This window comes from Mycobacterium sp. NAZ190054 (assembly GCF_001545925.1).
Classification (GTDB): domain Bacteria; phylum Actinomycetota; class Actinomycetes; order Mycobacteriales; family Mycobacteriaceae; genus Mycobacterium.
In genome coordinates this window covers 1-21,780 of record NZ_LMVQ01000346.1, presented here as the reverse complement: position 1 = coordinate 21,780, position 21,780 = coordinate 1, and the positions used below count along the sequence as shown (strand labels likewise).

Sequence of the window (21,780 nt, the reverse complement as noted above, 5' to 3'; positions counted from 1 at the left end):
CACGACCCTAGCGTGGCTGCCTGACGGTTCATCCGCCGAACAGGAGATAGAGCCCGGTGAAGGTGTAACCCACCATGACCAGCATCATCGCGAGCTGACCGGTCAGCTGGTGCCGGGCCGGCAACAGTGCCAGCGCCCTGTCGTGCGCGGCGATCACCCCGGCGATGTGGCCGGCCACCACGAAGCCGACCTTCAGGGTGGCGAGTAGCCCGGGATGCATCGACAGCACATACACCACCTCGGCGTCGGTCTGCCCGAACAACCGGTACACCGCCTGCTGGCCGCGCTCGACCAGATAGGTCAGATAGTGGGCGAACACGTAGCCGATCACGATCGGGATCAGCGAATGCGCCAGCAGTCCGGGCAGTCGCCGCCGGGTACGGGCGTCGACGCCGCCGGTGCAGCGGGCCGCGGCGCTGAACGTGACCGCGACGACGAGCACGAACAGCGCCAGCGCGGCGGTGCGCACCGCGGTCGCGGCCGGGCCGGAATCGGTCAGGCCGTCGACGAACCCGCGGAACTGCGGGGTCGCCGAGAAACTGTCGAACGCCGTCGACCCCAGAAGCACCGACAGCACCGCGACGAGACCGGGCCGCACCGGCAGCGACAGCAGATGGTCGAACGGGTTGCCGATCACGATGCGGCCCTCGGGATCGCGCCGCAACGGCGACAGGCGCGACGCGACGACGCTGTACACCTCGAACGGGTCGGCGCCGGCGCACCAGCGCGTCCCGTAACAGAACGCGCCGGCGATCGTCACGGCCAGGTAGATCAGCAGCCACCACCGGATCGCGTGCAGCGATCCCGGGTCCGCACTGGCCAGCTCCAGCCACACGAACGCGAAGAGTCCGGCCGCGGCCGGCCAGTACCCGAGCGCGACGGGATAGGTCCGGCCCAGCGACCTGCCCCCGGCGAACCGGTGCAGCGCCCGGACCGGGGACAGCACCCGCCACACCGGGCCCAGCAGCACCGACACCGCCACCAGCCCGACCCACAGCAGCACGTAGAACACCCCGGGCAGCGCGTTCTCCGGGGTCTGCGGGCCGAGATACGTCGCGGCGGCGATCCAGCCGGTGAGCAGCAGCGCCACGGTGGCCAGGACCCAGCGTGTCACCGGTGCGTCGACCGTGCGGGTGACCCGGTGTGGCAGGGGCCGACCGGGTTTCGTCGCGGCGAACCGGGGTTCGCGCCACGCCAGGGCGACCACCGCGAAGGTGAACGTCAACGCCCACGCGGCGCCGACGAGCGCGTAGGTGAACGGGACCGGCAGGTCGGCCGACCCGCCCAGGCCGTGGGCCAGCAGCTGTGCGCTCACTGCACCTGGATCGTCGCGATCGTCGTGTGCAAGCCGTGCAGCTCGACATCCACCCGGCCCGGCACCTCGACGGTGAACTGGAAGCTCTGCGCCGGGCCGACACCGACGTCGAAGCTGTGTTCGGGGATCGAATGCACGTGCAGTTCGTCGGTGGCGTCGCTGTCGACCCGGATGACTATCGGTTCGTTCACCGCGGCCCGCAGCTGCGCGTTGGTCGGGGTCACCTGCCCGCCCTCGATCGTGACGTCGATGACGAGCTGATCCGGTGGCGCCTGCGCGTCCGGCATGGCGGAAGTGGTTGCGCCGCTGCCGGATTCACCGGATCCGGCGCAGCCGGCGAGCAGCAGCGCCGCCGTGCCGAGGGCGAGGAGTCGATGTGGTGTTGTCACGGTTCCTTGGTGTTGTCGGGTTTACGCCTGTTCTTGGCGGCGATGTAGACGACCACCCCGGCCACCACGATCGCCGGCGCGAACGCCGGCACGGCCAGCCAGATCGGGTGGTCGGCCAGTATCACGACCTCGGGTCGGCCGGTCATGCCTGAGCGCTGGGTTGGAACTCCGCCTCGCTGCCGGTGGGCTCGCTGTTGTTGATCCGTCCTGCGCCCCAGGCGATTCCGGACACCATCGCCAGCGTGCAGAACAACACCACCAGGCAGCCGATCAGCCACAGCGAAGCCGGGATGTCGGGGCTGCGCTCGCGCTGCAGGATGGTGATCTCCGAGACGAACGGGCGGGTGAACTGCGCCTCCGCGGGCACCTCCTGGGCGCCGATGCCCGGATCCCCGGCGAGATAGATCGGCACCGCGGTCAGGGTGCGGCCGTCGTGCACCCGCAGCAGTGTTTTCCAGGTGCCCGACACCGGCATCGGTTCGGTGGACCGGAAGTGGCCGTCGCCCACCCGTTCCAGGCGGTCGACGAACTGCCCCCGTTCGTGGGGCAGGCCGCCCTGCCAGCCGAGGACCGACACCCAGTTCGGGTCGTCACTGACCACGCCGGGCGGATTGAACCGCACGTCTGCGGTCACGTAGCGTTCGCCGTCCACCGACGGGGCCTCGGTCAGCGTGACCGACGCGGTCGCGTTCTGCGGGGTGTCGTAGCGCAACCCGTTGGCCGCGGCGCCGCCGATCGCCAGCACGGTCAGGGCCACCACCCCGATCCCGACGGCGCGGCGGGGCAGGCGCCGACCGGTCAGCACCATGCCCACCATCGCGCCGCAGCCGCCGGTCAGCACCGCGACCGGCACCGCCATCGCCAGCGCCTCCGGCCAGATGCTCGTCGGCCACGGGTACGGGTACACGGCGTCGATCCACAACGACTCCAGCCACAACCCGACGGTGCCGATGCCCAACCCGCTGACCAGGCCGAACAGGAGCGGACGGCGCAGCAGCGGGGTCAGTGCGATCAACTCCACGACGACCGCGGCGCCGAGGTAGAGCGGGAACCAGTTGATCGGCGCGTCCAGCAGCGGCCCGACCGCCAGCGCGACCAGACCGCGCAGCCCGATCGCGATCAGCGCGGCGATCAGCGCGGCGCCGCGTCCCATGAAGATCCGCGCCGCGATCAGCGCCAGCGCCGCGGCCGCCGCGATCAGCATCGGCTGGAACACCTGCCGGAACTGGGGGACACCGAAGTCGAACTCGATCTGGTACACCGACGCCCCGATCAGCACGCCGGCGAACGCGAGATACTGCACGAACTTCAGGCCGATGCCGTCGGGCGGGGTGTCATCGGTGCGGACCCGGCGGCCCTCGTACTCGAGGTACAGCGCGGCCAGCGTCGAGAAGCCGGCGCCGCCGATCATCATCAGATGCGTCGGCCCCCACAGGGTCACGTCCTGACCGAAGATGCGGTGCCACATGTCGTCCAGCGGGAAGCCGAGCAGGGCGTAGAGGCCGCAACCGGCCATCACGACGCCGCCGACCGGCGCATACCAGTCGTCGGTGATGCGCACCGCGGCCGGGCCGGGCCGGTCATAGGGCAGCACCATCGCGGTGCACCCGGCGACGAAGATGCCGAACAGCCCGATCAGGATGAAGTAGTGCGCCGGGTTGGCCAGGGCGCCGTCGTCGCGGCCGTTGCCGATGTGCAGGCTGACGTCCCAGATGAAACCGAACAGCGCGCAGATGATCGACGCGATGAACATCGCGATGGGCAGGGCCACCCACGAGGGGCGTTTGAACCGGTGCCCCGACCAGTCCGCCAGCCGCGCAAGCCAGGTGATCCTGTGGCTGCGGTGCAGCCAGCCGATCCACAGCAACACCACGGTGACCACGGCCCCGGCCGCGGTCAGCCCGATGATCTCGCTCAGCGCGGCGCCACCGCCCTCGTCACCGCCGGAGGGCTGGGCCAGTACGGATATCGACTGCCGTGGAAACTCCATCGTGCTCCCATCCCGCGTACGGCACACCTATGTGACTGGTCGGTAATATTGCCAGAATCGACTCCGGTGAAACAGTCACTTCCGCGGTGGTCGGAGCACTTTCATCGCCATCTGCATGACAGGTCCCGGCACGCGGTCTTTCATCGACAGCGCCGACGCGGCCACCTGGGTGCGGACCGGGGTACCGCGGCCGAACATGCGGTTGAGCGGGCCCCCCGACGGCTCCAGCTCGACGTGCAGCGGTGGTTTGCCGTCGGCGGCGCCGAGCGCGTTGGAGATCACGATGCGCTGGATCTCGCTGGTGCCCTCGAAGATCGTGTACAGCTTGGCGTCTCGGTACCACTTCTCGACCGGGTGATCCTTGACGTAGCCCCAGCCGCCCATGGTCTGGATCGCCCGCTCGGTGGTCCGCACCGCGAGTTCGCTGGCCGCCAGCTTCGACATCGAGCCCTCACCGCGCTCGAACGGCACCCCGGTCGCCGCCATCCAGGACGCCCGCCATGTGAGCAGCCGGGCGGCGTCCAGTCCGGTGGCCAGATCGGCCAGCGGGAAGGCGATGCCCTGGTTGTCGATGATCGGCGCCCCGAACGCCTCCCGGCGGTTGGCGTACTCGGTCACGTATTCCAAAGCGGCGCGGGCGATCCCGAGCGCCTGGGCGGCGACCATCGGGCGGGTTTGCTCGAACGTGCCCAGCGTGGCCGAGCCGGAGTGCCTGCCCCCCTCGACCGCTTCGCGGGCGCGGGCGAGCTTGTGGACGAGTTTGTCCTGTCCGCCGAGCAGATGGTCGGCGGGCACCCGCACCCCGGTGAACTTCAGCTCCGCGGTGTGCGAGGCGCGGCACCCGAGCTTGTCCAGTTTGCGCACCATTTCCAGGCCCGGGGTGCCGCCGGGAACGATGAACAGCGCCTGGCCCTTGTGCCCGAGCTCCTGGTCGACGACGGCGTTGACGACGTGCACGTTCGCGATACCCCCGTTGCCGATCCACATCTTGTGGCCGTCGATGATCCAGTCGGCGTCCTTCCCCGGGCCGGCGCGGCGTGCGGTGGTGCGCAGGTTGCGCACGTCGCTGCCGCCTTCGGGTTCGGAGATCGCGAGCGCGGCGAGCTTGAGATCGCCTGGGGTGCCGAAACATTCGGGCGCCCACTGCAGCATCTGCTCGGGGGAGGCGGCCTGCCCGATCGCCGACAGCGCCAGTGCGGGCATCACCACCGCGAGCCCGATGCCGGCGCAGCCCCAGAACAACTCCTCCATGAACATGGGCAGTGACAACCCGGTCGGGTCGCCGATCAGGTCGCGGTAGAACAGCGGGCTGTAGAAACCCCGGGCCGCCGCCTCCTCCAGCACCGGCCACGGAAACTCCTGGCGCTGGTCGTAGTCGGCGGCGACCGGGCGGATCACCTGTTCGGCGAACTCGTGTGTGCGACGGGCCAGATCGTGCTGGGCAGCCGTCGGGGTGATGTCGAAACTCACTGCTACCCCCTTGATCAGCTTAAGGTGGCGGGTACCCAACCTCGGCGAGAAATGCACCGCGGGGGAAGCGATGAAGATCAGGCCGCTGCATCTTCGCCAACGTGACGCGACCACGTGTGGTCCGACGGTGGCGGTCGTCGCAGGCGCGATGGTGGACCCGGCGTACCGCTTGTCGCTGGCCTCCCACGACGCCGTCGTGTGGTTCGCCGCCGAACAGGGCCGGGTGCACGCGTCGGTGAACCGGGTGTGGCCGAGGGCGCTGGGCACCACCCCGGTAGGGATGGTGCGCGCGGTCACCGCCCACTCGCTCGGGCGCGGCGTGCGCTACCGGTGGCGGCCGTGCTGGGGACGGCGTGACAGGCTGGCCGACGTGGTGGCGGCGGTGGGTTCGGGCTGGCCGGTCCCGATGCTGGTGGGGCGGTTCATCCCGCGGCACTGGGTGCTGATCGTCGACGTGGCCGGCGGGGTGCTGCAGTGCTACGAGCCGTCCTCCGGGGACGTGCGCAGCGTCGGGATCGAGGCGGTCCGGTCGGCGCGGCTGTCCGGGGTGGGCTATCCCCGCGCGTTCGCGTTCGTGCTGCCGAGGCGCTCGAGGTGATCGTCCGCGCCGGCGACGCGCCGGTCCGCCAGGAGCCGACCTAGGCCGAACCGGCGCGGACGATCACCTCGGCGGCCGGCCACTCCGGCGGGCGCTTCAGGCTGGCCAGCGCCGCGCTGCTCAACCCCATCAGCACGATCGTCAGGAGCAGGAAGTTGGTGTAGCCGCCGAAACGGTCCGAGGTGGCGCCGGCGGCCAGCGGACCGAACGCGGTGCCCAGGGACAGCGCGGCGACCAACCCGCCGAACAGTCCGCCGAAATTCCTCAGTCCGAAGTAGCGCGACGCCAGGTAGGCGATCACGTCGACCTCGGCGCCCAGCGTCAGGCCGAACAGCGCCGCGGCGACGGTCTGGCTGACCGGACTGCTGCCGTCGATCAGCAGCGCCGCGCAGCCCAGGATCGGCACCAGATAGGCGCACGCGCCGACCACCCGGCCCGGGAAGCGGTCCAGCAGCACGCCGACACCCAGCCTGCCGACGATCGAGAACACCCCGACCAGCGCCGCGGTGCCCGCCGCCGCGAGCGGCTCGGCGCCGGCGTCGCGCAGGATCGGGACGAGATGCACGACGATGCCCAGTGTGGTGAACGCGAACAGGCCGGCGGCGATCAACAGCTTGTAGAACGTCGCGGAACGCAGCCCCTCCCGCAGCGTGACGCCCGGCAACTCGACCGGGGCGGCGTCCGGCGCGGTGGGTGCGGCGGCGCGGGCACGCGCCACCTTGTCATCCTGGGCACCGCGGAAGAAGAACCAGACGGCGACCAGCACCAGGCCGCCCCACACCGCGCCCAGGCCGAAAAATGCTCCGCGCCAACCCCATTCGCCGATGAACGTGGTCGCCAGCGGGGGGAAGACGGCCGCGGCCAGGGATCCACCGGACAGGGTCACCGCGAAGGCGAGGCCGCGGGAGGTTTCGAAACGGCTCGCCACCGCCGAGGTCCACACCGTCGTCTGGACCCAGAACGCGGCGAACGCCAGCAGCGCCCACAGCAGCAGCCAGTTCGTCATCGACCCGGTCGAGGTACCCAGCAGCGCGAACGCACCGCCCATCAGTGCGACCCCGACCAGACCGACGCGGCGCGGACCGAGCCGGTCGACCATCAGGCCGATCGGCATCGCGGCGACCGCGGCCGCCATGCCGACGATCGTCAACCCCGCCGACGCTTCGGCCCGGCTCCAGCCGAACGCGTCCTGCAGAGGCTGCATGAACGCACCGAGCGAGTAGACATGGATGACCCCGATCGAGTACCCGAGGCCGGCGGCCACCGGCACGGGGCCGTACCGGCGCCACTCGGTGAGCGCCGCGCTGCCGGATTTCGCCATGCCGACCCCTTGTCAATCACGCGCCGTCGTGTCAAGCGCTGAGCGAGTGCTCAGGAGTCTAGAACGACGACCCGCGGCGGGAGCGGCTTCTGCCGGCTTACGTCGGCACGGCCCCGGCCCCGGCCCCGGCCTCGGCGATGCGGCGCTGGGCCTCGCCGACCGAGATGCGCAGCCGGCGCGCCAGGACCTCCGCCCACGGCGCCCCGGCGAACTCCACCGGCGGCGGTCCGGCGACCATCTGCGCGAGCAGTTGCCGCTGTTTGACCGCCAGCGTCTTCTCCAGCGTGTCCAGCCGGACCAGCAGCGCGCGCTGATCGGCCGGCCGCAACGTGGTGAACGGTAGGGCGGAGACCGCCCGGTGCGCGCGATCCACGGCGTCCAGCGCCGTGATCCATTCCTTCTTCGAACTCATGTTCGACAGCGTACGAGCGGGGTACGACACCGTCGATACGCTGGCGGCATGGCCCGGAAATTCGCCACCGCCGACGTGGTCACGCTGCCCGAACTGCTCGACTTCATCCGGCCCCGGCACCGGATGGTGCTCACCACCTTCCGCGCCGGCGGGTCCCTGCAGAGCTCCCCGGTCTCCGGCGGGGTGGACTCCGAGGGCCGGATCGTGATCGCGAGCTATCCGCAGCGTGCCAAGTCCGCCAACATCCGACGGCGACCGCGCGCGAGCGTGGTGGTGCTCTCCGACGAGTTCAACGGCCCCTACGTGCAGGTCGACGGGCCCGCCGAGGTGGTCGACCTGCCCGAGGCCCTCGAGCCACTGGTCGAGTACTTCCGGTCCATCGCCGGCGAGCACCCGGACTGGGACGAGTACCGCCAGGCGATGCTCGACCAACGCAAGTGCCTGATCAGGGTCACCCCGCAGGACTGGGGGCCGGTGGCGACCGGGGGCTTCCCGCCCGAGTAGTGCGAGCGCCGGAGGCCGGACAGGACGTCCGACGGCGACTGTGGTAGTCAGAGCTAGCGGACGGATTGCGTCAGCTAGCACGTCAAACTATAGTCTGGACACATGTCCAGGAGGGTTCGGGTTTCTTGCGCCAGACGATTCGCCCAGCTCAGGGCCGCTCTCCGGGATCTGTGAGTTGACCATGCGGATCGCACTGCTGTCCTATCGAAGCAAGACCCACTGCGGCGGCCAGGGCGTCTACGTCCGGCATCTGAGCCGGGGCCTCGTCGAACTCGGCCACGACGTCGAGGTGTTCTCCGGCCAGCCGTACCCGGAGGGCCTCGACCCGCGCGTGCGGCTGACGAAGGTCCCGAGCCTGGACCTCTACCGCGAACCGGACCCGTTCCGCGTGCCCCGGCCGAGCGAGATCAAGACCAGCATCGACCTGCAGGAGCTGCTGACCACCTGGACCGCCGGTTTCCCGGAGCCCAAGACGTTCAGCATGCGGGTCGCGCGGTTGCTGGCCGAGCGCCGTGACGACTTCGACGTCGTCCACGACAACCAGTGCCTCGGCACCGGGCTGCTCGACATCGCGGCCTCCGGCCTGCCGGTGGTGGCCACCGTGCACCATCCGATCACCCGGGACCGCGTGGTCGACGTCGCCGCCGCCAAGTGGTGGCGCAAACCGCTGGTGCGCCGCTGGTACGGGTTCGCCGAGATGCAGAAGCAGGTGGCCCGCCAGATCCCCGAGCTGCTCACCGTGTCGTCGACCTCGGCCGCCGACATCGCCGAGGACTTCGCCGTGGACCCGAATCAGCTGCACGTCGTCCCGCTCGGGGTGGACACCGAGCTGTTCCAGCCCTCCCCACGGCGGGTGCGCAACCGGATCATCGCGATCGCCAGCGCCGACGTGCCGCTCAAAGGCGTCAGTCATCTGCTGCACGCGGTCGCGCGGCTGCGCGTCGAGCGTGACCTGGAACTGCAGCTGGTCGCCAAGCTCGAGCCCAACGGTCCCACCGAGAAGCTGATCGCCGAGCTGGGCGTCTCCGACATCGTGCACATCTCCAGCGGGCTGAGCGACTCCGAGCTGGCCGGCCTGCTGGCCTCGGCCGAAGTGGCCTGCATCCCTTCGCTTTACGAAGGATTCTCGTTGCCGGCCGTCGAGGCGATGGCCAGTGGCACGCCGATCGTGGCGAGCAGGGCCGGCGCGCTGCCCGAGGTGGTCGGCACCGACGGGGAGTGCGCCCGGCTGGTCACACCCGCCGACGTCGGCGAGCTCACCGCCGTGCTCGGTGACCTGCTCGACTCGCCGCTGGAGTTGCGCAGAATCGGCGACAACGGGCGCCGCCGCGCGCTCGAGGTGTTCAGCTGGGAATCCGTTGCCGCGCAGACCGTCGCGGTGTACGACCGAGCCTGTGAGAGGGTCACGACATGCTGACCGTGGACTTCGACCGGCTCGGTGTCGGCGCCGGCACGAAGGTGATCGACGTCGGCTGCGGTGCCGGCCGGCACACCTTCGAGGCGTTCCGCCGCGGCGCCGACGTGATCGGATTCGACCAGAGCGCTTCGGATCTCAACGACGTCGACCAGATCCTGCAGGCGATGAAAGAGGCCGGCGAGGCGCCGGCGTCGGCCAGGGGCGAGGCGGTCAAGGGTGACGCGCTCGACCTGCCCTATCCCGACGGCAGCTTCGACTGCGTGATCGCCTCCGAGATCCTGGAGCATGTGCCGGAGGACACCCGGGCCATCGCCGAACTGGTCCGTGTGCTCAAACCCGGTGGCGCACTGGCGATCACGGTTCCCCGCTGGCTGCCCGAGCGGATCTGCTGGGCGTTGTCGGACGAGTACCACGCCAACGAGGGCGGCCACATCCGCATCTACCGGGCCGACGAGCTGCGCGACAAGGTGCTGGCCCACGGACTCGAGTTGACCCACACCCACCACGCCCACGCGCTGCACTCGCCCTACTGGTGGCTGAAATGCGCTGTCGGAACCGAGAAGAACGACCACCCGGCCGTGAAGGCGTATCACAAGCTGCTGGTGTGGGACATGATGGGCAGGCCGTGGCTCACGCGTACCGCCGAGGCGGCGCTCAACCCGCTGATCGGCAAGAGCGTCGCCCTGTACTTCAGGAAGCCGCCCGCGACCGATGCCTGACGTCCCCGGTGTGCCGGGCGTTCTGACGCCGGCCCAGTGTCGGCAGACCGCCGAGTCGATCGCCGCGACGCAGGAGTCCAGCGGGGCGATCCCGTGGTCGGTCGGCGGGCACACCGACCCGTGGGACCACGTCGAGAACGCCATGGCGCTCACCGTGGCGGGTCTGCTCGAGCCGGCACGCGCGGCGTTCGAATGGTCGCGCACCACGCAGCGTGCCGACGGGACCTGGCCGATCCAGTTCCGCAACGGGGTCGTCGAGGACGCCAACAGCGACAGCAACTTCTGCGCCTACATCGCCACCGGGGTGTGGCACCATCTGCTGATCACCGGCGACCGCGGCTTCGCCGAAACCATGTGGCCGGTGGTGGCCAAGGCGATCGACTTCGTCCTGGAGTTGCAATTCGCTACTGGCGAGATCGCTTGGGCCAGAGGCCCTTCCGGTGATGCCGACGAGGCGCTGTTGACCGGCTGCGCGAGCATCTACCACAGCATCCGCTGCGCGCTGGCGCTCGCCGACCACGTCGACGATCCGCAGCCCGAGTGGGAGGTCGCGGTCGGCCGGCTCGGCCACGCGATCGCCCAGCACCCGGACCGGTTCGTGGCCAAGGACCGCTGGTCGATGGAGTGGTACTACCCGGTGCTCGGCGGTGCCCTGCGCGGGCCGAAGGCCCGGGCACGCATCGACGAGCGGTGGGACGATTTCGTGGTCCCCGGGCTGGGCATCCGCTGCGTCGACGACCGGCCGTGGGTGACCGGCGCCGAAACCTGTGAACTGGTCCTGGCTTTGGAGGCGATGGGGGACAGGGCCCGGGCCCACGAGCAGTTCGCCGCGATGCACCACCTCCGCGAGGACGACGGGTCCTACTGGACGGGTCTGGTGTACTCCGACGGCAAGCGTTGGCCCGTCGAGCGCACCACCTGGACGGGCTCGGCGGTGATCCTGGCCGCCGACGCGTTGTCGTCCACCACGCCGGCCGCCGGAATCTTCCGCGGCGAAGGATTGCCGAAAGGTCTTGAAGGCCAATACGATTGCGAGTGCGCGACCAGCGACCGTTAGCCGGTGCCCAGCGATCCGGGCTGCCCGGAGACCCGCTCCAGCACCCGCATCGAGCCGGCGGCGCGCACCTCCCGGAAATCGCCGCTGTCGAGCGCACGCCGGTAGATGAAGTAGGGCGCCTGCCCACCGTCAGCCGGATCCGGGAACACGTCGTGGATGACCAGTGCACCGCCCACGTCGACCCACCGGGCCCACCCGTCGAAGTCGCGGTTGGCGGCCTCCTCGGTGTGCCCGCCGTCGATGAACAACAGCCGCAACGGGGTTCGCCACCCACGCGCGACGACGGGCGAGCGCCCGACGACGGCCACGATGTGCTCGTCCAGACCCGCGGCGTCCAGGGTGTGACGCAACGTGGGCAGCGTGTCGAACAGGCCGGTGACCGGGTCGACCATCGTGGAGTCGTGGTACTCCCACCCCGCCTGGTGTTCCTCGGAGCCGTGGTGGTGATCGACGGTGTAGATCAGGCCTCCGGTCTGCTGCGCGGCGGCGCCGAGCATCACCGTGGACTTGCCGCAGTACGTGCCGATCTCGACTCCGACGCCGTCGGCGAGGTACCGCAGGGCGGTGTCGAACAGGGCCCTGCCCTCGTCGGCGGGCATGAACCCGGTGACGCGCTCGGCAAGCTCGAAAAGGGCTGCCGCGGCGGGAGGCAGCGCGGCGTCGGTATCGGTCATCGCGTCCAACTTACCGTTGCCGCCCCCTGGAGGTTCACCCGTGGTTGTAGTAGCGTCCGGACATGTGTCCGATCCGGCTCTGGAGTCGACTCGGCGTCGGCTGACGGCCCGGCAGGCCGACACGGTGGACCGCCTGGGCCGTGCGGCCCTCGAGCTGCTCCGGCGGGACGGATATGCGGCTCTGACCGTCCGCCGGGTGGCCGCCGAGGCCGGGGTGGGGGCCGCGACGGCCTACACGTACTTCTCGTCCAAAGAACATCTGGTCGCCGAGGTCTTCTGGCGCCGGCTGGCCGGGTCCCCGCAGACCGACCACGGGTCGGGTGATCCCGCCGCCCGGGTCACCGCGGTGCTCGGGCACATCTCGCAACTGGTCGCCGACGAGCCGGAGTTCGCGGGCGCGGTGACCACGGCGCTGCTGGGCAAGGACCCGGACGTCGAGGCGCTGCGCCTGCGCATCGGTCGCGACATCCGCGACCGGCTGTCGGCCGCCGTCGGACCGGACACCGATCCCGACGTCATCGATGCGCTGGAGATGCTCTATTCGGGTGCGCTGGTGCGCGCGGGCATGGGATACGCGTCGTATCCGGAGATCGCGGCGAGGCTGGAGAAGTCCGCCCGGTTGATGCTGGGTTGACCGTCAGCGGGCGCTGACCAGTGCGGTGGCCGCGGCCACCGCCGGGTCGGCGAGGCCGCGCACGTCTCGCTCGTCCTCGACGAAAAGCGCTGTCAACTCCCGTAATCCGCCGAGCAGGATGAGCGCCATCGGCGCGGTGATCGGATCGATCCCGGCCTGCCGGAAGCCCTGGTTGCCGGTCAGCGACACCAGAAGGCCGGTCAGGTCGCGCATCACCTGCCGGTGCAGCGGGCGGGAGGCAGCACCGAGTGCGGGCGCCTCCCGGATCCAGCACAGCGTGATCGCCGGACGCGCGCCGATGTGCTCGACGTAGGCGTCGACGGCCTGCCGGATCTGCAGGTGCCAGTCGGCGTCCGGACGCACGGTCGTGGTGATCCGCGCGATCAGGTCGGAATTGTTGCGGCGCAACAGTTCGATCAGGCACTGTTCCTTGCTCGCGAACTGTTCGTAGAACGTGCGCTTGGAGGTACGGGCGTGGCGTACGACGTCGGCGACCGTGCTGTCGCGGTATCCGCGCTCGACGATGGCGGAGGTCAGCCCGTCGAGCAGGCGGTCGGTCACCGAGGTGTCACGGCCGGCCGGCGCCGGAGTCGTCGTCACTTCGCCTTCCACCCTTGCAGCTTGTGGTACCACGCGGTACCGTACCGGAACACAGGATGGTACACACGAGTACCAACACCGGACCGGGGATTCTGATGAGCGAAGCAACCGTCACCGCAGACCACTCCGCCACCACCGGGGGCCGACGGCCGGTGCGGCTGCCACCCACCCCGCGGATTCCGCGATTCCTTCAGGGCCTTGGCTTTTCGGTGTCCCGGCAGTGGACAGTGGCCCAGATCGTGCGCCGGTACGGTGACGTGTTCGCGATGACGCTGCCGGTGTTCGGGCCGACCGTGATGGTCACCGACCCGGCGCTGGCCAAGCAGGTGTTCACGGCCAACACCGACGACGTGGGCAACATCCAGCCCAATCTGTCCCGGGTGCTGGGCTCGGGTTCGGTGTTCGCCCTCGACGGCACCGATCACCGCCGGCGGCGCAAGCTGCTCACCCCGCCGTTCCACGGCAAGAGCATCAAGAACTACGAGCGGATCTTCGAAGAGGAGACGCTGCGCGAAGCGGCCGACTGGCCGGAAGGACAACAGTTCGAGACGCTCGAGCCGATGATGCGGATCACGCTCAACGCGATCCTGCGCGCGGTGTTCGGGGCCGACGGTGCGCACCTCGATGAGCTGCGCCGCATCATCCCGCCGTGGGTCACCCTCGGCTCCCGCCTGGCCGTGCTGCCGACCCCGCAACGGACGTACGGACGCTTCAGCCCGTGGGGCAGGCTCGCGGCGTACCGGCGCCGCTACGACGAGGTGATCGGCCGCCTGATCGACGCCGTGCAGGCCGACCCGAACTTCGACACCCGCGACGACGTGCTGGCGCTGCTGCTGCGCAGTACCTACGAGGACGGGTCGACCATGTCGCGCCAGGACATCGGTGACGAGCTGCTGACCCTGCTGGCCGCCGGGCACGAGACCACCGCGGCGACGCTGGGCTGGGCCTTCGAGCGCATCAGCCGACATCCCGAGGTGCTGGCCGAACTGGTCGCCGAGGCGGACACCGACGGCAACGAGTACCGGCAGGCGGCCATCCTGGAGATCCAGCGCTCCCGCACCGTCATCGATTTCGCCGGCCGCCACGTCTACGCACCGACCTTCGAGCTCGGGGAGTGGGTCATCCCGCGCGGCTATTCGATCGTCGTGGCGATCGGCCAGGTGCACCACCGCGCCGCCGACTTCCCGGACCCGGAACGCTTCGACCCCCGGCGGTTCCTCGGCCGGCGGCCGCCGACGTTCGCGCACATCCCGTTCGGCGGCGGCACCAGGCGCTGTGTCGGTGCCGCGTTCGCCAACGTCGAGATGGACGTCGTGTTGCGGACGGTGTTGCGCCACTTCGAGATCGAGACGACCACCGCGCCGGGGGAGAAGATGCACTCCCGGGGAGTGGCCTACACCCCCGCCGACGGCGGTCGTGTGGTCATGCGTCGGCGTTCTCAGACTTGAGCGCGCTTGGGCAGTTTCCAGCCGGGGCGCGGGAAGTGACAGGTGTAGCCGTTCGGGTAGCGCTCCAGGTAATCCTGGTGCTCCGGCTCGGCTTCCCAGAAGTCCGGCGCCGGGCTGACCTCGGTGACGACCTTGCCCGGCCACAGGCCTGACGCATCCACGTCGGCGATGGTGTCCAGCGCGATCTGGCGCTGTTCGTCGTCGACGTAGAAGATCTCCGACCGATAGCTGGTGCCGACGTCGTTGCCCTGCCGGTTCCTGGTGGTCGGGTCGTGGATCTGGAAGAAGAACTCCAGCAGTGCGCGGTAGTCGGTCTGCGCCGGGTCGTAGATGATCTCGATCGCCTCGGCGTGCCCGGGATGGTTGCGGTAGGTCGGATGGTCGTTCTGCCCGCCGGTGTAGCCCACCCGCGTGGACACGACGCCGGGCTGCTTGCGGATCAGGTCCTGCATGCCCCAGAAGCATCCGCCCGCCAGTACGGCTCGCTTGTGATCGCTCACGCTTGCTCCTTCTCGGTCGCTTCGGATAACCCACGGTACTGCCCGGATCCCCGGGCTTCGAGGTCACGGCGGCGCCGTGCGGGGCTAGGCTTCCTCGGATGCGGATGGCGGGCGTGATGGCAGTGCTCGGCGTGGTCGCGCTGACACCGGCCGGGCCGGCCGCCGCCGAGCCCTCGGCACCCGTCCCGGTTCCCGAGACACCGCCGGGCACGCCGTCCGCGATGTTCCTCGACGACCCGGCCGTCGTGCACGTCTACCCGACCCGACCGCAGTCCTGGAGCCGGCTGCCGTCCGATCGAGCGGTCCGGCTGCACTTCACCACCGGGACGCCCGACTGCTACGGGGTCACCGCCACGGTGCAGGAGAGCGCCGAAGAGGTCGTCGTCGATCTGCGCACCGGCATCCTGCCGCACGCCGTCGACCGCGCCTGCATCGCGATCGCACTGTTCGGCGCGCTCGATGTGCCGCTGCAGCAGCCGCTCGGCGCGCGTCGCGTGCTCAGCGCGACCTGACCGGGCCTCGACAACCGCGGCTAGAACGTGTTCTATTCCGTGGTGTGACGGCCCACACTTTCACCCGGGACGAGCTCGTCGCGGCGTTCGCGGAGTTCGAGAGGACAGTCGACCGCGCGGCGCAGACCAGGGACTGGGATCCCTGGGTCGACCAGTACACCGAGGACATCCTCTACATCGAGCACGCGGCGGGGACGATGCGCGGGCGCGAGGAGGTGCGGCCGTGGATCTGGAAGACCATGAGCTCCTTCCCCGGTAGCTACATGACCTCGTTCCCGTCGCTGTGGAGCGTGGTCGACGAGTCGACCGGCCGGGTCATCTGCGAACTCGACAACCCGATGCGCGATCCCGGCGACGGCACCGTCATCAGCGCCACCAACATCTCGATCCTCACCTACGCCGGCGACGGGAAGTGGCGCCGCCAGGAGGACGTCTACAACCCGCTGCGGTTCGTGTCGGCGACGGTGAAGTGGTGCCGGAAGGCCGGGGAACTCGGGACGCTCACCGACGAGGCCGCTCAGTGGATGGCGAAGTACGGGACCCGCCCATGACCGGAGCACTCGTCATTGGCGCCAACGGTTTCCTCGGCAGCCACGTGACCCGTCAGCTCGTCGCCGCCGGCGCCGATGTGCGGGTGATGGTGCGCGCCGGGGCCAACACGATCGGCATCGACGACCTGGACGTGACCCGCTTCGTCGGCGACATCTGGGACGACGCCGTGCTGCGCGAGGCGATGACCGGATGTGAGGTCGTCTACTACTGCGTCGTCGACACCCGTGGCTGGTTGCGGGACCCGGCGCCGCTGTTCCGCACCAACGTCGACGGCACCCGCAACGTCCTCGACGTCGCGGTCGAACCGGCCGTGGCGGCGGGCCTGCGCAAGTTCGTGTTCACCAGCAGCTACGTCACCGTCGGGCGCCGTCGCGGGCGGGTGGCCACCGAGGCGGACGTGATCGGGGACCGTGGGCTGACGCCGTACGTCCGGTCCCGGGTGCAGGCCGAGAACCTGGTGATGGAGTACGCACGGGACCGCGGACTGCCTGCGGTGGCGATGTGCGTGTCGACCACCTACGGCGCCGGCGACTGGGGCCGCACGCCGCACGGGGCGATCATCGCCGGAGCCGCGTTCGGCAAGCTGCCGTTCGTGATGAGCGGCATCGAGTTGGAGGCCGTCGGCATCGACGACGCCGCCCGCGCCATGCTGCTGGCGGCCGAAAACGGGCGCGTCGGCCAGCGCTATCTGATCTCGGAGAAGATGATCGCCAACGCCGAGGTCGTGCGCATCGCCGCCGAGGCCGCCGGCGTTCCGGCCCCGACCAGGTCCATCCCGCTTCCGCTGTCGTATGCGATGGCGGCGCTGGGCAGTGTGAAAGGGCGGCTGCGCGGCACCGACGAGCGGCTGTCGCTGGACTCGCTGCGGTTGATGCGCGCCGAAGCGCCGGTGGACTGCGGCAAGGCCCGGTGCGAACTCGGCTGGCAGCCGCGTCCTGTCGAGGAGTCCATCCGCGAGGCGGCCGAGTTCTGGGTCGGCCTGCGACAGGCCAGGCACGCCGCCGAGGAGCACCGTTGAACGACAAGATTTCCGTCGCACTGCACGGCGCGCCCCAGACCATGCTGGCGACGCTGTACGCCAAGGCGCTCGACGCCGACGCGCAGGATTCGATCCTTCACGACAGCTGGGCCAGGGAGATCGTGGACCGGATCGACTACGACTGGTCGGCCACGACGATCAACCGGCGCAACGCTCCGTCGGTCACCCTCCGGTCGGCGCACTTCGATTCGTGGACAACGCAATTCCTGGCGGCCCACCCCGACGCGGTGGTCCTGCACCTCGGCTGCGGCCTCGACAGCCGGTACTTCCGGACCCGCCCCGGCGCGGGGGTGGACTGGTACGACGTCGACTACCCCGACGTCGCAGCGCTGCGGAAACACTTCTACCCGGCAGGTTCGCGCTACCACGTCGTCGGCGCATCGGTGACCGACCCCGCCTGGCTCCTCGACATCCCGGACGACAAACCCACCCTCGTGATCGGTGAGGGGCTCACCATGTACCTCACCGAGGCCGACGGGGTGGCCTTGCTGCGTCGCATCGTCGACCGATTCCCTTCCGGTGAGCTGCAATTCGACTCGTTCAACTGGCTGGGCATCAAGACCCAGCGCGTCAACGCGGTGGTGCGGCGGTCCGGATCGACCATGCGCTGGGCCGTCAACGGCCCGCAGGACATTCTGGAGGCGGTGGCGGGAACCCGGTTGCTGCAGTGGATCCCGGTGTTCGAATCGGATGAGTTCGGTCGCGTGCCCGGTGTCTACCGGGCGATGGGCGCGGCGATGAACCGCATCCCCGGCGTGCGCACCGTGGCGCAGTTCCACCGCTACGCGTTCTGATCCGGGGCTCTGCTGCGACAATCTCGGTGTGCCTACGCGCTCGCCGGTGAACGGTCATGTGTCCCACTGGTTCGACGGGCTGCCGATCAGTCGCGCGCCGCTGCCCGGTAGCCGCGACGCCGACGTCTGCATCGTCGGCGCCGGGTACACCGGGCTCTGGACCGCGTACTACCTCAAACGCGCGGACCCGTCGCTGCGCATCGTCGTGCTGGAGGCGCGTTTCGCCGGCTACGGCGCTTCGGGACGCAACGGCGGATGGTTGTCGGGCCTGGTCCCCGGTGACCGCGAACGCATGGCGCGCCGGTACGGCCGGGACGGGGTGACCGCCTGGCAGCGTGCGCTGAACGCCGCGGTGGACGAGGTGATCGAGGTCGCCGGGCGTGAAGGCATCGACGCCGGCATCGTCAAGGGCGGCACCCTGGAGGTGGCGCGTAACGCCGCGCAGGCGACCCGGCTGGCGGCGGCGCTGGAGGCCGAACGCCGCTGGGGGGTCGACGGCGTCGAGGCGCTGACCGCGAGCGAAGCGGCGCAACGTATCCGGCTCGACGGTGTGGTCGCCGCCTACCACAATCCGCACTGCGCCAGGATCCAGCCGGCACGTCTGGTTCGCGGCCTGGCCGACGCGGTGGAGCGGCTCGGGGTCGTCGTCCACGAGCGCTCCCCGGTCACCGAGATCCGCCCCGGTCGCGCGTGCACCCCGTCGGGCACGGTCACCGCCGGTGTCGTGCTGCGCGCCACCGAAGGTTTCACCGCGGGCCTGCCGGGGCTGAAGCGGCAGTGGCTGCCGATGAACAGTTCGATGATCGCGACCGACCCGATCCCCGAAGACCTGTGGGACGACATCGGATGGCACGGCCGGGAAACCCTTGGCGACACCGCGCACGGTTTCTTCTACGCGCAGCGCACCGTCGACGACCGGATCGCGATCGGCGGACGCAGCGTGCCCTACCGGTTCGGGTCGCGCACCGACCGCGACGGGCGGGTGCCCGAACGCACCATCGCACGCCTCGGCGCGACGCTGAAGGCGATCCTTCCGCAGGTGGCCCGCGTGCCGATCGCCCACGGCTGGTGCGGTGTGCTGGCGGTGCCCCGCGACTGGGAGGCGGCCGTCGACTTCGACAGCCGGACGGGGCTGGGCTGGGCCGGCGGGTACGTCGGCCACGGCGTCACCGCGACCAACCTCGCCGCGCGCACGCTGACCGACCTGGTGCTCGACCGCGATTCGGAGCTGACCGCGCTGCCGTGGGTCGGGCACCGGTCCAGGAGCTGGGAACCGGAGCCGCTGCGCTGGCTGGGCGTGCGGGGGATGTACCTGGCCTACAGGGCCGCCGACCGGCACGAGGCCCGCGGCATCAGGCGCACGTCGCCGATCGCCGTCGTCGCCGACAGGATCGCCGGCCGCCCCCGGTAGCTCGCATCCGGGGCGACCGCGCAGGCGGCGAAGTAGTTGGCGTTGAGCAAGCCGAAGAACCCGTTGATCAGGCGGTCGAACGGCGACGGCTCGGGTGTCCGCGCGGGCAGGACGTAGCCGCGGGCAGGTCCCCGGGTGGTCGGGATCTCGACGACGACCTCGCTGGGAGCGCCCGGGACGCCGTAGATCCCCGTGCGGGTGTCCGGGTCGTACACCCGTCCCTCGTACATGTCGGTGAGCCAGCCCTCGGTGAGCACGTGCACGGCCTCGACGTTGTTCGGAGTGGAGGCGCCGAAGAACACCGTCACCAGGAACTGCGGAATCCCGAACAGCGTGGAACTGCGGAACGCATCCGAGTGGGCGCCGCCGATCAGCTGAACCCCGTTGAACTGGCCCGGCCGCTTCTCGGTGAAGACCGCGTTGGCGCTGCCCTGCGAGTTCAGCGTGTTCGGTTCCGCCGCGATGTTGAGCACCGGGACGGCGTCGGGCAGCTTGTCGAGCGCGTTGGCCAGCGCGTTGCCCGTCGTGGCGCCTCCGATGGCGGAGACCTCGTACAGCAGCACGCCGACCATGTTCGCTTTCTCGGCGGCCGGGGCGAGCTGGTGGTAGTAGCCCGCAGCGGCCACCGCCAGCGACGCGCCCGCCGACTGACCCGTGATCACGAACCGCCCGGGCAGGGAGCCCTGATATCCGGCTGCTCGGGCGCTTGCCAGCAACGCCGCGCGGTCGCCTTCGAACAGCCATGCCACGGCGGCCTGCATCGGTTCACCGCTCATCGCGCAGGCGTCGCAGGCGAAGATGTTGCTGGTGATCGACGGGGCGACCACGATCGCGTTGTTGCGTTCGGCGAGTTGTTCCAGGGTGAGGTTGTAGAAGCCGGCGCGGGCCGGAAAGCCGTGCTGGAAGTAGATGAACTTGTCGGGTTCTCCCTCGGTGGGGAAGTACCAGTCGGCGTCGGCGGTGTATCCGTCGCCGCAGTCGATCTGCAGTGTGGAGCGGCCCGCCGTCAGTGTGCTGCCGGGCGGGACCGCGGGCGGGAAGTCGACCAGTTTCACCGCGAGGTCGAAGAGGCCCCAGAAGAACGATCCGACGACGTTGAGCAGCGACGGCGTCGGTGCGGGCGACGCTTCAGGTGCCGTCATGACGTGCCGCGCGGTTGCCGGGGAGGGCTCCTGCTCTGTGACGGTCACGGTCGTCGGGGTCTCGATCTCTGCGGGTTCGTCGCCCTCGACCGCGACGTCAGGCTCAGACTCGGGTCCGGGATCGGGTTCGGACCTGTTGTCCCTGACCGTGGTCTCGACCTCGTCGACGACTTCCTCGAGATCGTCGGCCGGCTCTTCCTCGACGGGTTCCTCTGCCTCGTCGGCGTCGGCGTCGGCGTCGGACGCATCGGCCGACTCGTCAGGTGCCGGTGCCTCCTCGTCGCGGGACGGTGCCTCCTCTTCCGGGGACGTCTGCGACGACGTGGGGTTCGGGTCGACGTCGTCGTCGGCGACGGCGACGCCCGCGCCTGCCAGGGCCGCCGCAGACACCCCGACAGCCAGCGCCCCCGCGCTCAGCCACGTCAAGAATCGGTCAGTCATGCCACCGCCCCTCTCCGCAGCAAAGCTAGCGCGCTTTGCCGGCCGGCCAGGGCGGTTTCCCCGAACGTGGACCAGGCGTTCAATGGTCGTATGACCGCACGCCCTGTCCTGGAGCCCTCCCCGGCCCATCCCATCACCGTCGTGCCGACCGGCCGCCACGTCGTCGTCCGGGTGAACGGCGAGGTCGTCGCCGAGACGGACGCCGCGCTGACCCTGCAGGAGGCGTCTTTGCCTGCGGTGCAATACATTCCGCTGGCAGATGTGCAGGCCGACCGGCTCCGTCCCAGCGCCACGGCAACCTATTGCCCGTACAAGGGCGAGGCCGGCTACTTCGACCTCGTCGCGGGCGGGCAGACCGTCGCCGACGCGATCTGGACCTACCCCGAGCCGTATCCCGCCGTCGCGCAGATCGCCGGCCACGTCGCGTTCTACGCGGACAAGGCCGATGTCGGTATCGAGTCCTAGGCTGTCCTGGTGATCTCGGCCAGCGTGGTGTTCGCCGGCCCCGTGAATACTGGATGGACGCTGTCCCCGCTGCGCCGCGGACGGGGCGACCCCTGCTACCACGACGCCGCCGACGGGGCGATCTGGCGGACCAGTCTGATGCGCAGCGGAGCGGTCACGGCGCGGCTGAGCCCCAGCGCTCCCGGCACCGTCGACTGCGAAGCATGGGGTCCGGGCGCGGCGGAGTTCACCGAGCGACTGCCCGCCCTGCTCGGCGCCGACGACGACGTCTCGGGGTTCACGCCGTTGAACTCGACGATCAGAGAGATCGGGCGGGTGACCCCCTTGAGGGTGAAATCGCCGTCGACGACGTAATTGTCGCCGTCGGGGCGGACGG

The 21,780-nt window shown here is 70.2% G+C and carries 25 protein-coding genes; 13 read left to right on the top strand and 12 right to left on the bottom strand.

The features are described from left to right. Window positions 1-28 precede the first annotated feature (28 nt). The 5 genes from ASJ79_RS21305 to ASJ79_RS21290 form a co-directional block, all read right to left on the bottom strand. On the bottom strand, window positions 29-1,315 hold the full coding sequence (locus tag ASJ79_RS21305; protein ID WP_067959576.1) for a hypothetical protein: 1,287 nt from the start codon (window positions 1,313-1,315) through the stop codon (window positions 29-31). Further along, window positions 1,312-1,704 carry a hypothetical protein gene (locus tag ASJ79_RS21300; RefSeq protein ID WP_067959573.1) on the bottom strand — a complete coding sequence of 131 codons (393 nt, stop codon included), beginning with the start codon at window positions 1,702-1,704 and terminating at the stop codon, window positions 1,312-1,314. Before ASJ79_RS21300 ends, ASJ79_RS21305 begins: the two co-directional genes overlap by 4 nt. Continuing rightward, window positions 1,701-1,850, bottom strand: a complete 150-nt coding sequence (locus ASJ79_RS33340; protein ID WP_197420313.1) for a hypothetical protein — start codon at window positions 1,848-1,850, stop codon at window positions 1,701-1,703. Before ASJ79_RS33340 ends, ASJ79_RS21300 begins: the two co-directional genes overlap by 4 nt. Further along, a complete protein-coding gene (locus tag ASJ79_RS21295) occupies window positions 1,847-3,694 on the bottom strand; it encodes a hypothetical protein (RefSeq protein ID WP_067959570.1) in 1,848 nt (615 codons plus the stop codon). Before ASJ79_RS21295 ends, ASJ79_RS33340 begins: the two co-directional genes overlap by 4 nt. Before the next feature lie 75 nt (window positions 3,695-3,769). Further along, a complete protein-coding gene (locus tag ASJ79_RS21290) occupies window positions 3,770-5,164 on the bottom strand; it encodes an acyl-CoA dehydrogenase family protein (RefSeq protein ID WP_067959566.1) in 1,395 nt (464 codons plus the stop codon). A 70-nt stretch (window positions 5,165-5,234) separates the two neighbouring features. Between ASJ79_RS21290 and ASJ79_RS21285 the strand changes: the two genes are divergently transcribed. Next, the gene (locus ASJ79_RS21285; protein ID WP_067959563.1) at window positions 5,235-5,762 is read left to right on the top strand and encodes a hypothetical protein; all 528 of its coding nucleotides are present in this window, start codon (window positions 5,235-5,237) and stop codon (window positions 5,760-5,762) included. A 40-nt stretch (window positions 5,763-5,802) separates the two neighbouring features. On the opposite strand, the gene ASJ79_RS21280 is transcribed toward ASJ79_RS21285, so the two are convergent. Together ASJ79_RS21280 and ASJ79_RS21275 are read right to left on the bottom strand one after the other, a co-directional pair. Beyond that, window positions 5,803-7,083 carry an MFS transporter gene (locus ASJ79_RS21280; protein WP_067959559.1) on the bottom strand — a complete coding sequence of 427 codons (1,281 nt, stop codon included), beginning with the start codon at window positions 7,081-7,083 and terminating at the stop codon, window positions 5,803-5,805. 97 nt (window positions 7,084-7,180) lie between these two features. Further along, the gene (locus ASJ79_RS21275; RefSeq protein WP_067959556.1) at window positions 7,181-7,495 is read right to left on the bottom strand and encodes a DUF222 domain-containing protein; all 315 of its coding nucleotides are present in this window, start codon (window positions 7,493-7,495) and stop codon (window positions 7,181-7,183) included. Window positions 7,496-7,543: 48 nt separating this feature from the next. On the opposite strand from ASJ79_RS21275, the gene ASJ79_RS21270 reads away from it, so the two are divergent. From ASJ79_RS21270 to ASJ79_RS21255, 4 genes are all read left to right on the top strand, one after another. Beyond that, entirely contained in the window at window positions 7,544-7,999 is a 456-nt protein-coding gene (locus ASJ79_RS21270) for a PPOX class F420-dependent oxidoreductase (RefSeq protein ID WP_067959553.1), read from the top strand. Between the two features lie 181 nt (window positions 8,000-8,180). Beyond that, entirely contained in the window at window positions 8,181-9,416 is a 1,236-nt protein-coding gene (locus ASJ79_RS21265; protein ID WP_067959550.1) for a glycosyltransferase family 4 protein, read from the top strand. Next, window positions 9,410-10,135, top strand: coding sequence for a class I SAM-dependent methyltransferase (locus tag ASJ79_RS21260; protein WP_067959547.1), 726 nt, complete (start codon window positions 9,410-9,412; stop codon window positions 10,133-10,135). Before ASJ79_RS21265 ends, ASJ79_RS21260 begins: the two co-directional genes overlap by 7 nt. After that, the gene (locus ASJ79_RS21255) at window positions 10,128-11,192 is read left to right on the top strand and encodes a prenyltransferase (protein WP_067959543.1); all 1,065 of its coding nucleotides are present in this window, start codon (window positions 10,128-10,130) and stop codon (window positions 11,190-11,192) included. The genes ASJ79_RS21260 and ASJ79_RS21255 overlap by 8 nt, the downstream gene beginning before the upstream one ends. On the opposite strand, the gene ASJ79_RS21250 is transcribed toward ASJ79_RS21255, so the two are convergent. Beyond that, complete coding sequence (locus ASJ79_RS21250; protein ID WP_067959540.1) at window positions 11,189-11,866, bottom strand: class I SAM-dependent methyltransferase; 678 nt, start codon at window positions 11,864-11,866, stop codon at window positions 11,189-11,191. The two genes, ASJ79_RS21255 and ASJ79_RS21250, sit on opposite strands and share 4 nt — an antisense overlap. Window positions 11,867-11,930: 64 nt before the next feature. Here ASJ79_RS21250 and ASJ79_RS21245 point away from each other — a divergent pair, with 64 nt between their 5' ends. Further along, the gene (locus ASJ79_RS21245) at window positions 11,931-12,500 is read left to right on the top strand and encodes a TetR/AcrR family transcriptional regulator (RefSeq protein ID WP_067959536.1); all 570 of its coding nucleotides are present in this window, start codon (window positions 11,931-11,933) and stop codon (window positions 12,498-12,500) included. A gap of 3 nt (window positions 12,501-12,503) precedes the next feature. Here ASJ79_RS21245 and ASJ79_RS21240 read toward each other — a convergent pair whose 3' ends face one another. Next, entirely contained in the window at window positions 12,504-13,100 is a 597-nt protein-coding gene (locus tag ASJ79_RS21240) for a TetR/AcrR family transcriptional regulator (RefSeq protein ID WP_067959606.1), read from the bottom strand. A gap of 95 nt (window positions 13,101-13,195) precedes the next feature. Here ASJ79_RS21240 and ASJ79_RS21235 point away from each other — a divergent pair, with 95 nt between their 5' ends. Next, entirely contained in the window at window positions 13,196-14,548 is a 1,353-nt protein-coding gene (locus ASJ79_RS21235) for a cytochrome P450 (protein ID WP_067959602.1), read from the top strand. On the opposite strand, the gene msrA is transcribed toward ASJ79_RS21235, so the two are convergent. Then, entirely contained in the window at window positions 14,539-15,048 is a 510-nt protein-coding gene (gene msrA / locus ASJ79_RS21230; RefSeq protein WP_067959532.1) for a peptide-methionine (S)-S-oxide reductase MsrA, read from the bottom strand. The genes ASJ79_RS21235 and msrA overlap by 10 nt on opposite strands. Before the next feature lie 98 nt (window positions 15,049-15,146). On the opposite strand from msrA, the gene ASJ79_RS21225 reads away from it, so the two are divergent. Genes ASJ79_RS21225 through ASJ79_RS21205 form a run of 5 tightly spaced genes read left to right on the top strand, consistent with a single transcriptional unit; the run spans window position 15,147 to window position 19,356 of the window. After that, complete coding sequence (locus tag ASJ79_RS21225; RefSeq protein WP_067959529.1) at window positions 15,147-15,560, top strand: hypothetical protein; 414 nt, start codon at window positions 15,147-15,149, stop codon at window positions 15,558-15,560. 44 nt (window positions 15,561-15,604) lie between these two features. Further along, window positions 15,605-16,111 (top strand): nuclear transport factor 2 family protein, encoded by a 507-nt coding sequence (locus ASJ79_RS21220; protein ID WP_067959526.1) that lies wholly within the window; start codon window positions 15,605-15,607, stop codon window positions 16,109-16,111. Further along, window positions 16,108-17,130, top strand: coding sequence for an NAD-dependent epimerase/dehydratase family protein (locus ASJ79_RS21215; RefSeq protein WP_067959523.1), 1,023 nt, complete (start codon window positions 16,108-16,110; stop codon window positions 17,128-17,130). Before ASJ79_RS21220 ends, ASJ79_RS21215 begins: the two co-directional genes overlap by 4 nt. A 41-nt stretch (window positions 17,131-17,171) precedes the next feature. Beyond that, entirely contained in the window at window positions 17,172-17,945 is a 774-nt protein-coding gene (locus ASJ79_RS21210; protein ID WP_082753976.1) for a class I SAM-dependent methyltransferase, read from the top strand. Window positions 17,946-17,973: 28 nt separating this feature from the next. After that, window positions 17,974-19,356: an FAD-binding oxidoreductase gene (locus ASJ79_RS21205; RefSeq protein ID WP_067959520.1), complete on the top strand. Its 1,383-nt coding sequence runs from the start codon at window positions 17,974-17,976 to the stop codon at window positions 19,354-19,356. On the opposite strand, the gene ASJ79_RS21200 is transcribed toward ASJ79_RS21205, so the two are convergent. Continuing rightward, window positions 19,263-20,939: a hypothetical protein gene (locus ASJ79_RS21200; RefSeq protein ID WP_156448560.1), complete on the bottom strand. Its 1,677-nt coding sequence runs from the start codon at window positions 20,937-20,939 to the stop codon at window positions 19,263-19,265. The two genes, ASJ79_RS21205 and ASJ79_RS21200, sit on opposite strands and share 94 nt — an antisense overlap. A gap of 90 nt (window positions 20,940-21,029) precedes the next feature. Between ASJ79_RS21200 and ASJ79_RS21195 the strand changes: the two genes are divergently transcribed. Beyond that, a complete protein-coding gene (locus ASJ79_RS21195) occupies window positions 21,030-21,404 on the top strand; it encodes a DUF427 domain-containing protein (RefSeq protein WP_067959513.1) in 375 nt (124 codons plus the stop codon). A 95-nt stretch (window positions 21,405-21,499) separates the two neighbouring features. Here the strand turns inward: ASJ79_RS21195 and ASJ79_RS34265 are convergent. Continuing rightward, window positions 21,500-21,780: YceI family protein (locus ASJ79_RS34265; protein ID WP_231750962.1), on the bottom strand; the 281-nt coding region annotated here is incomplete at its 5' end.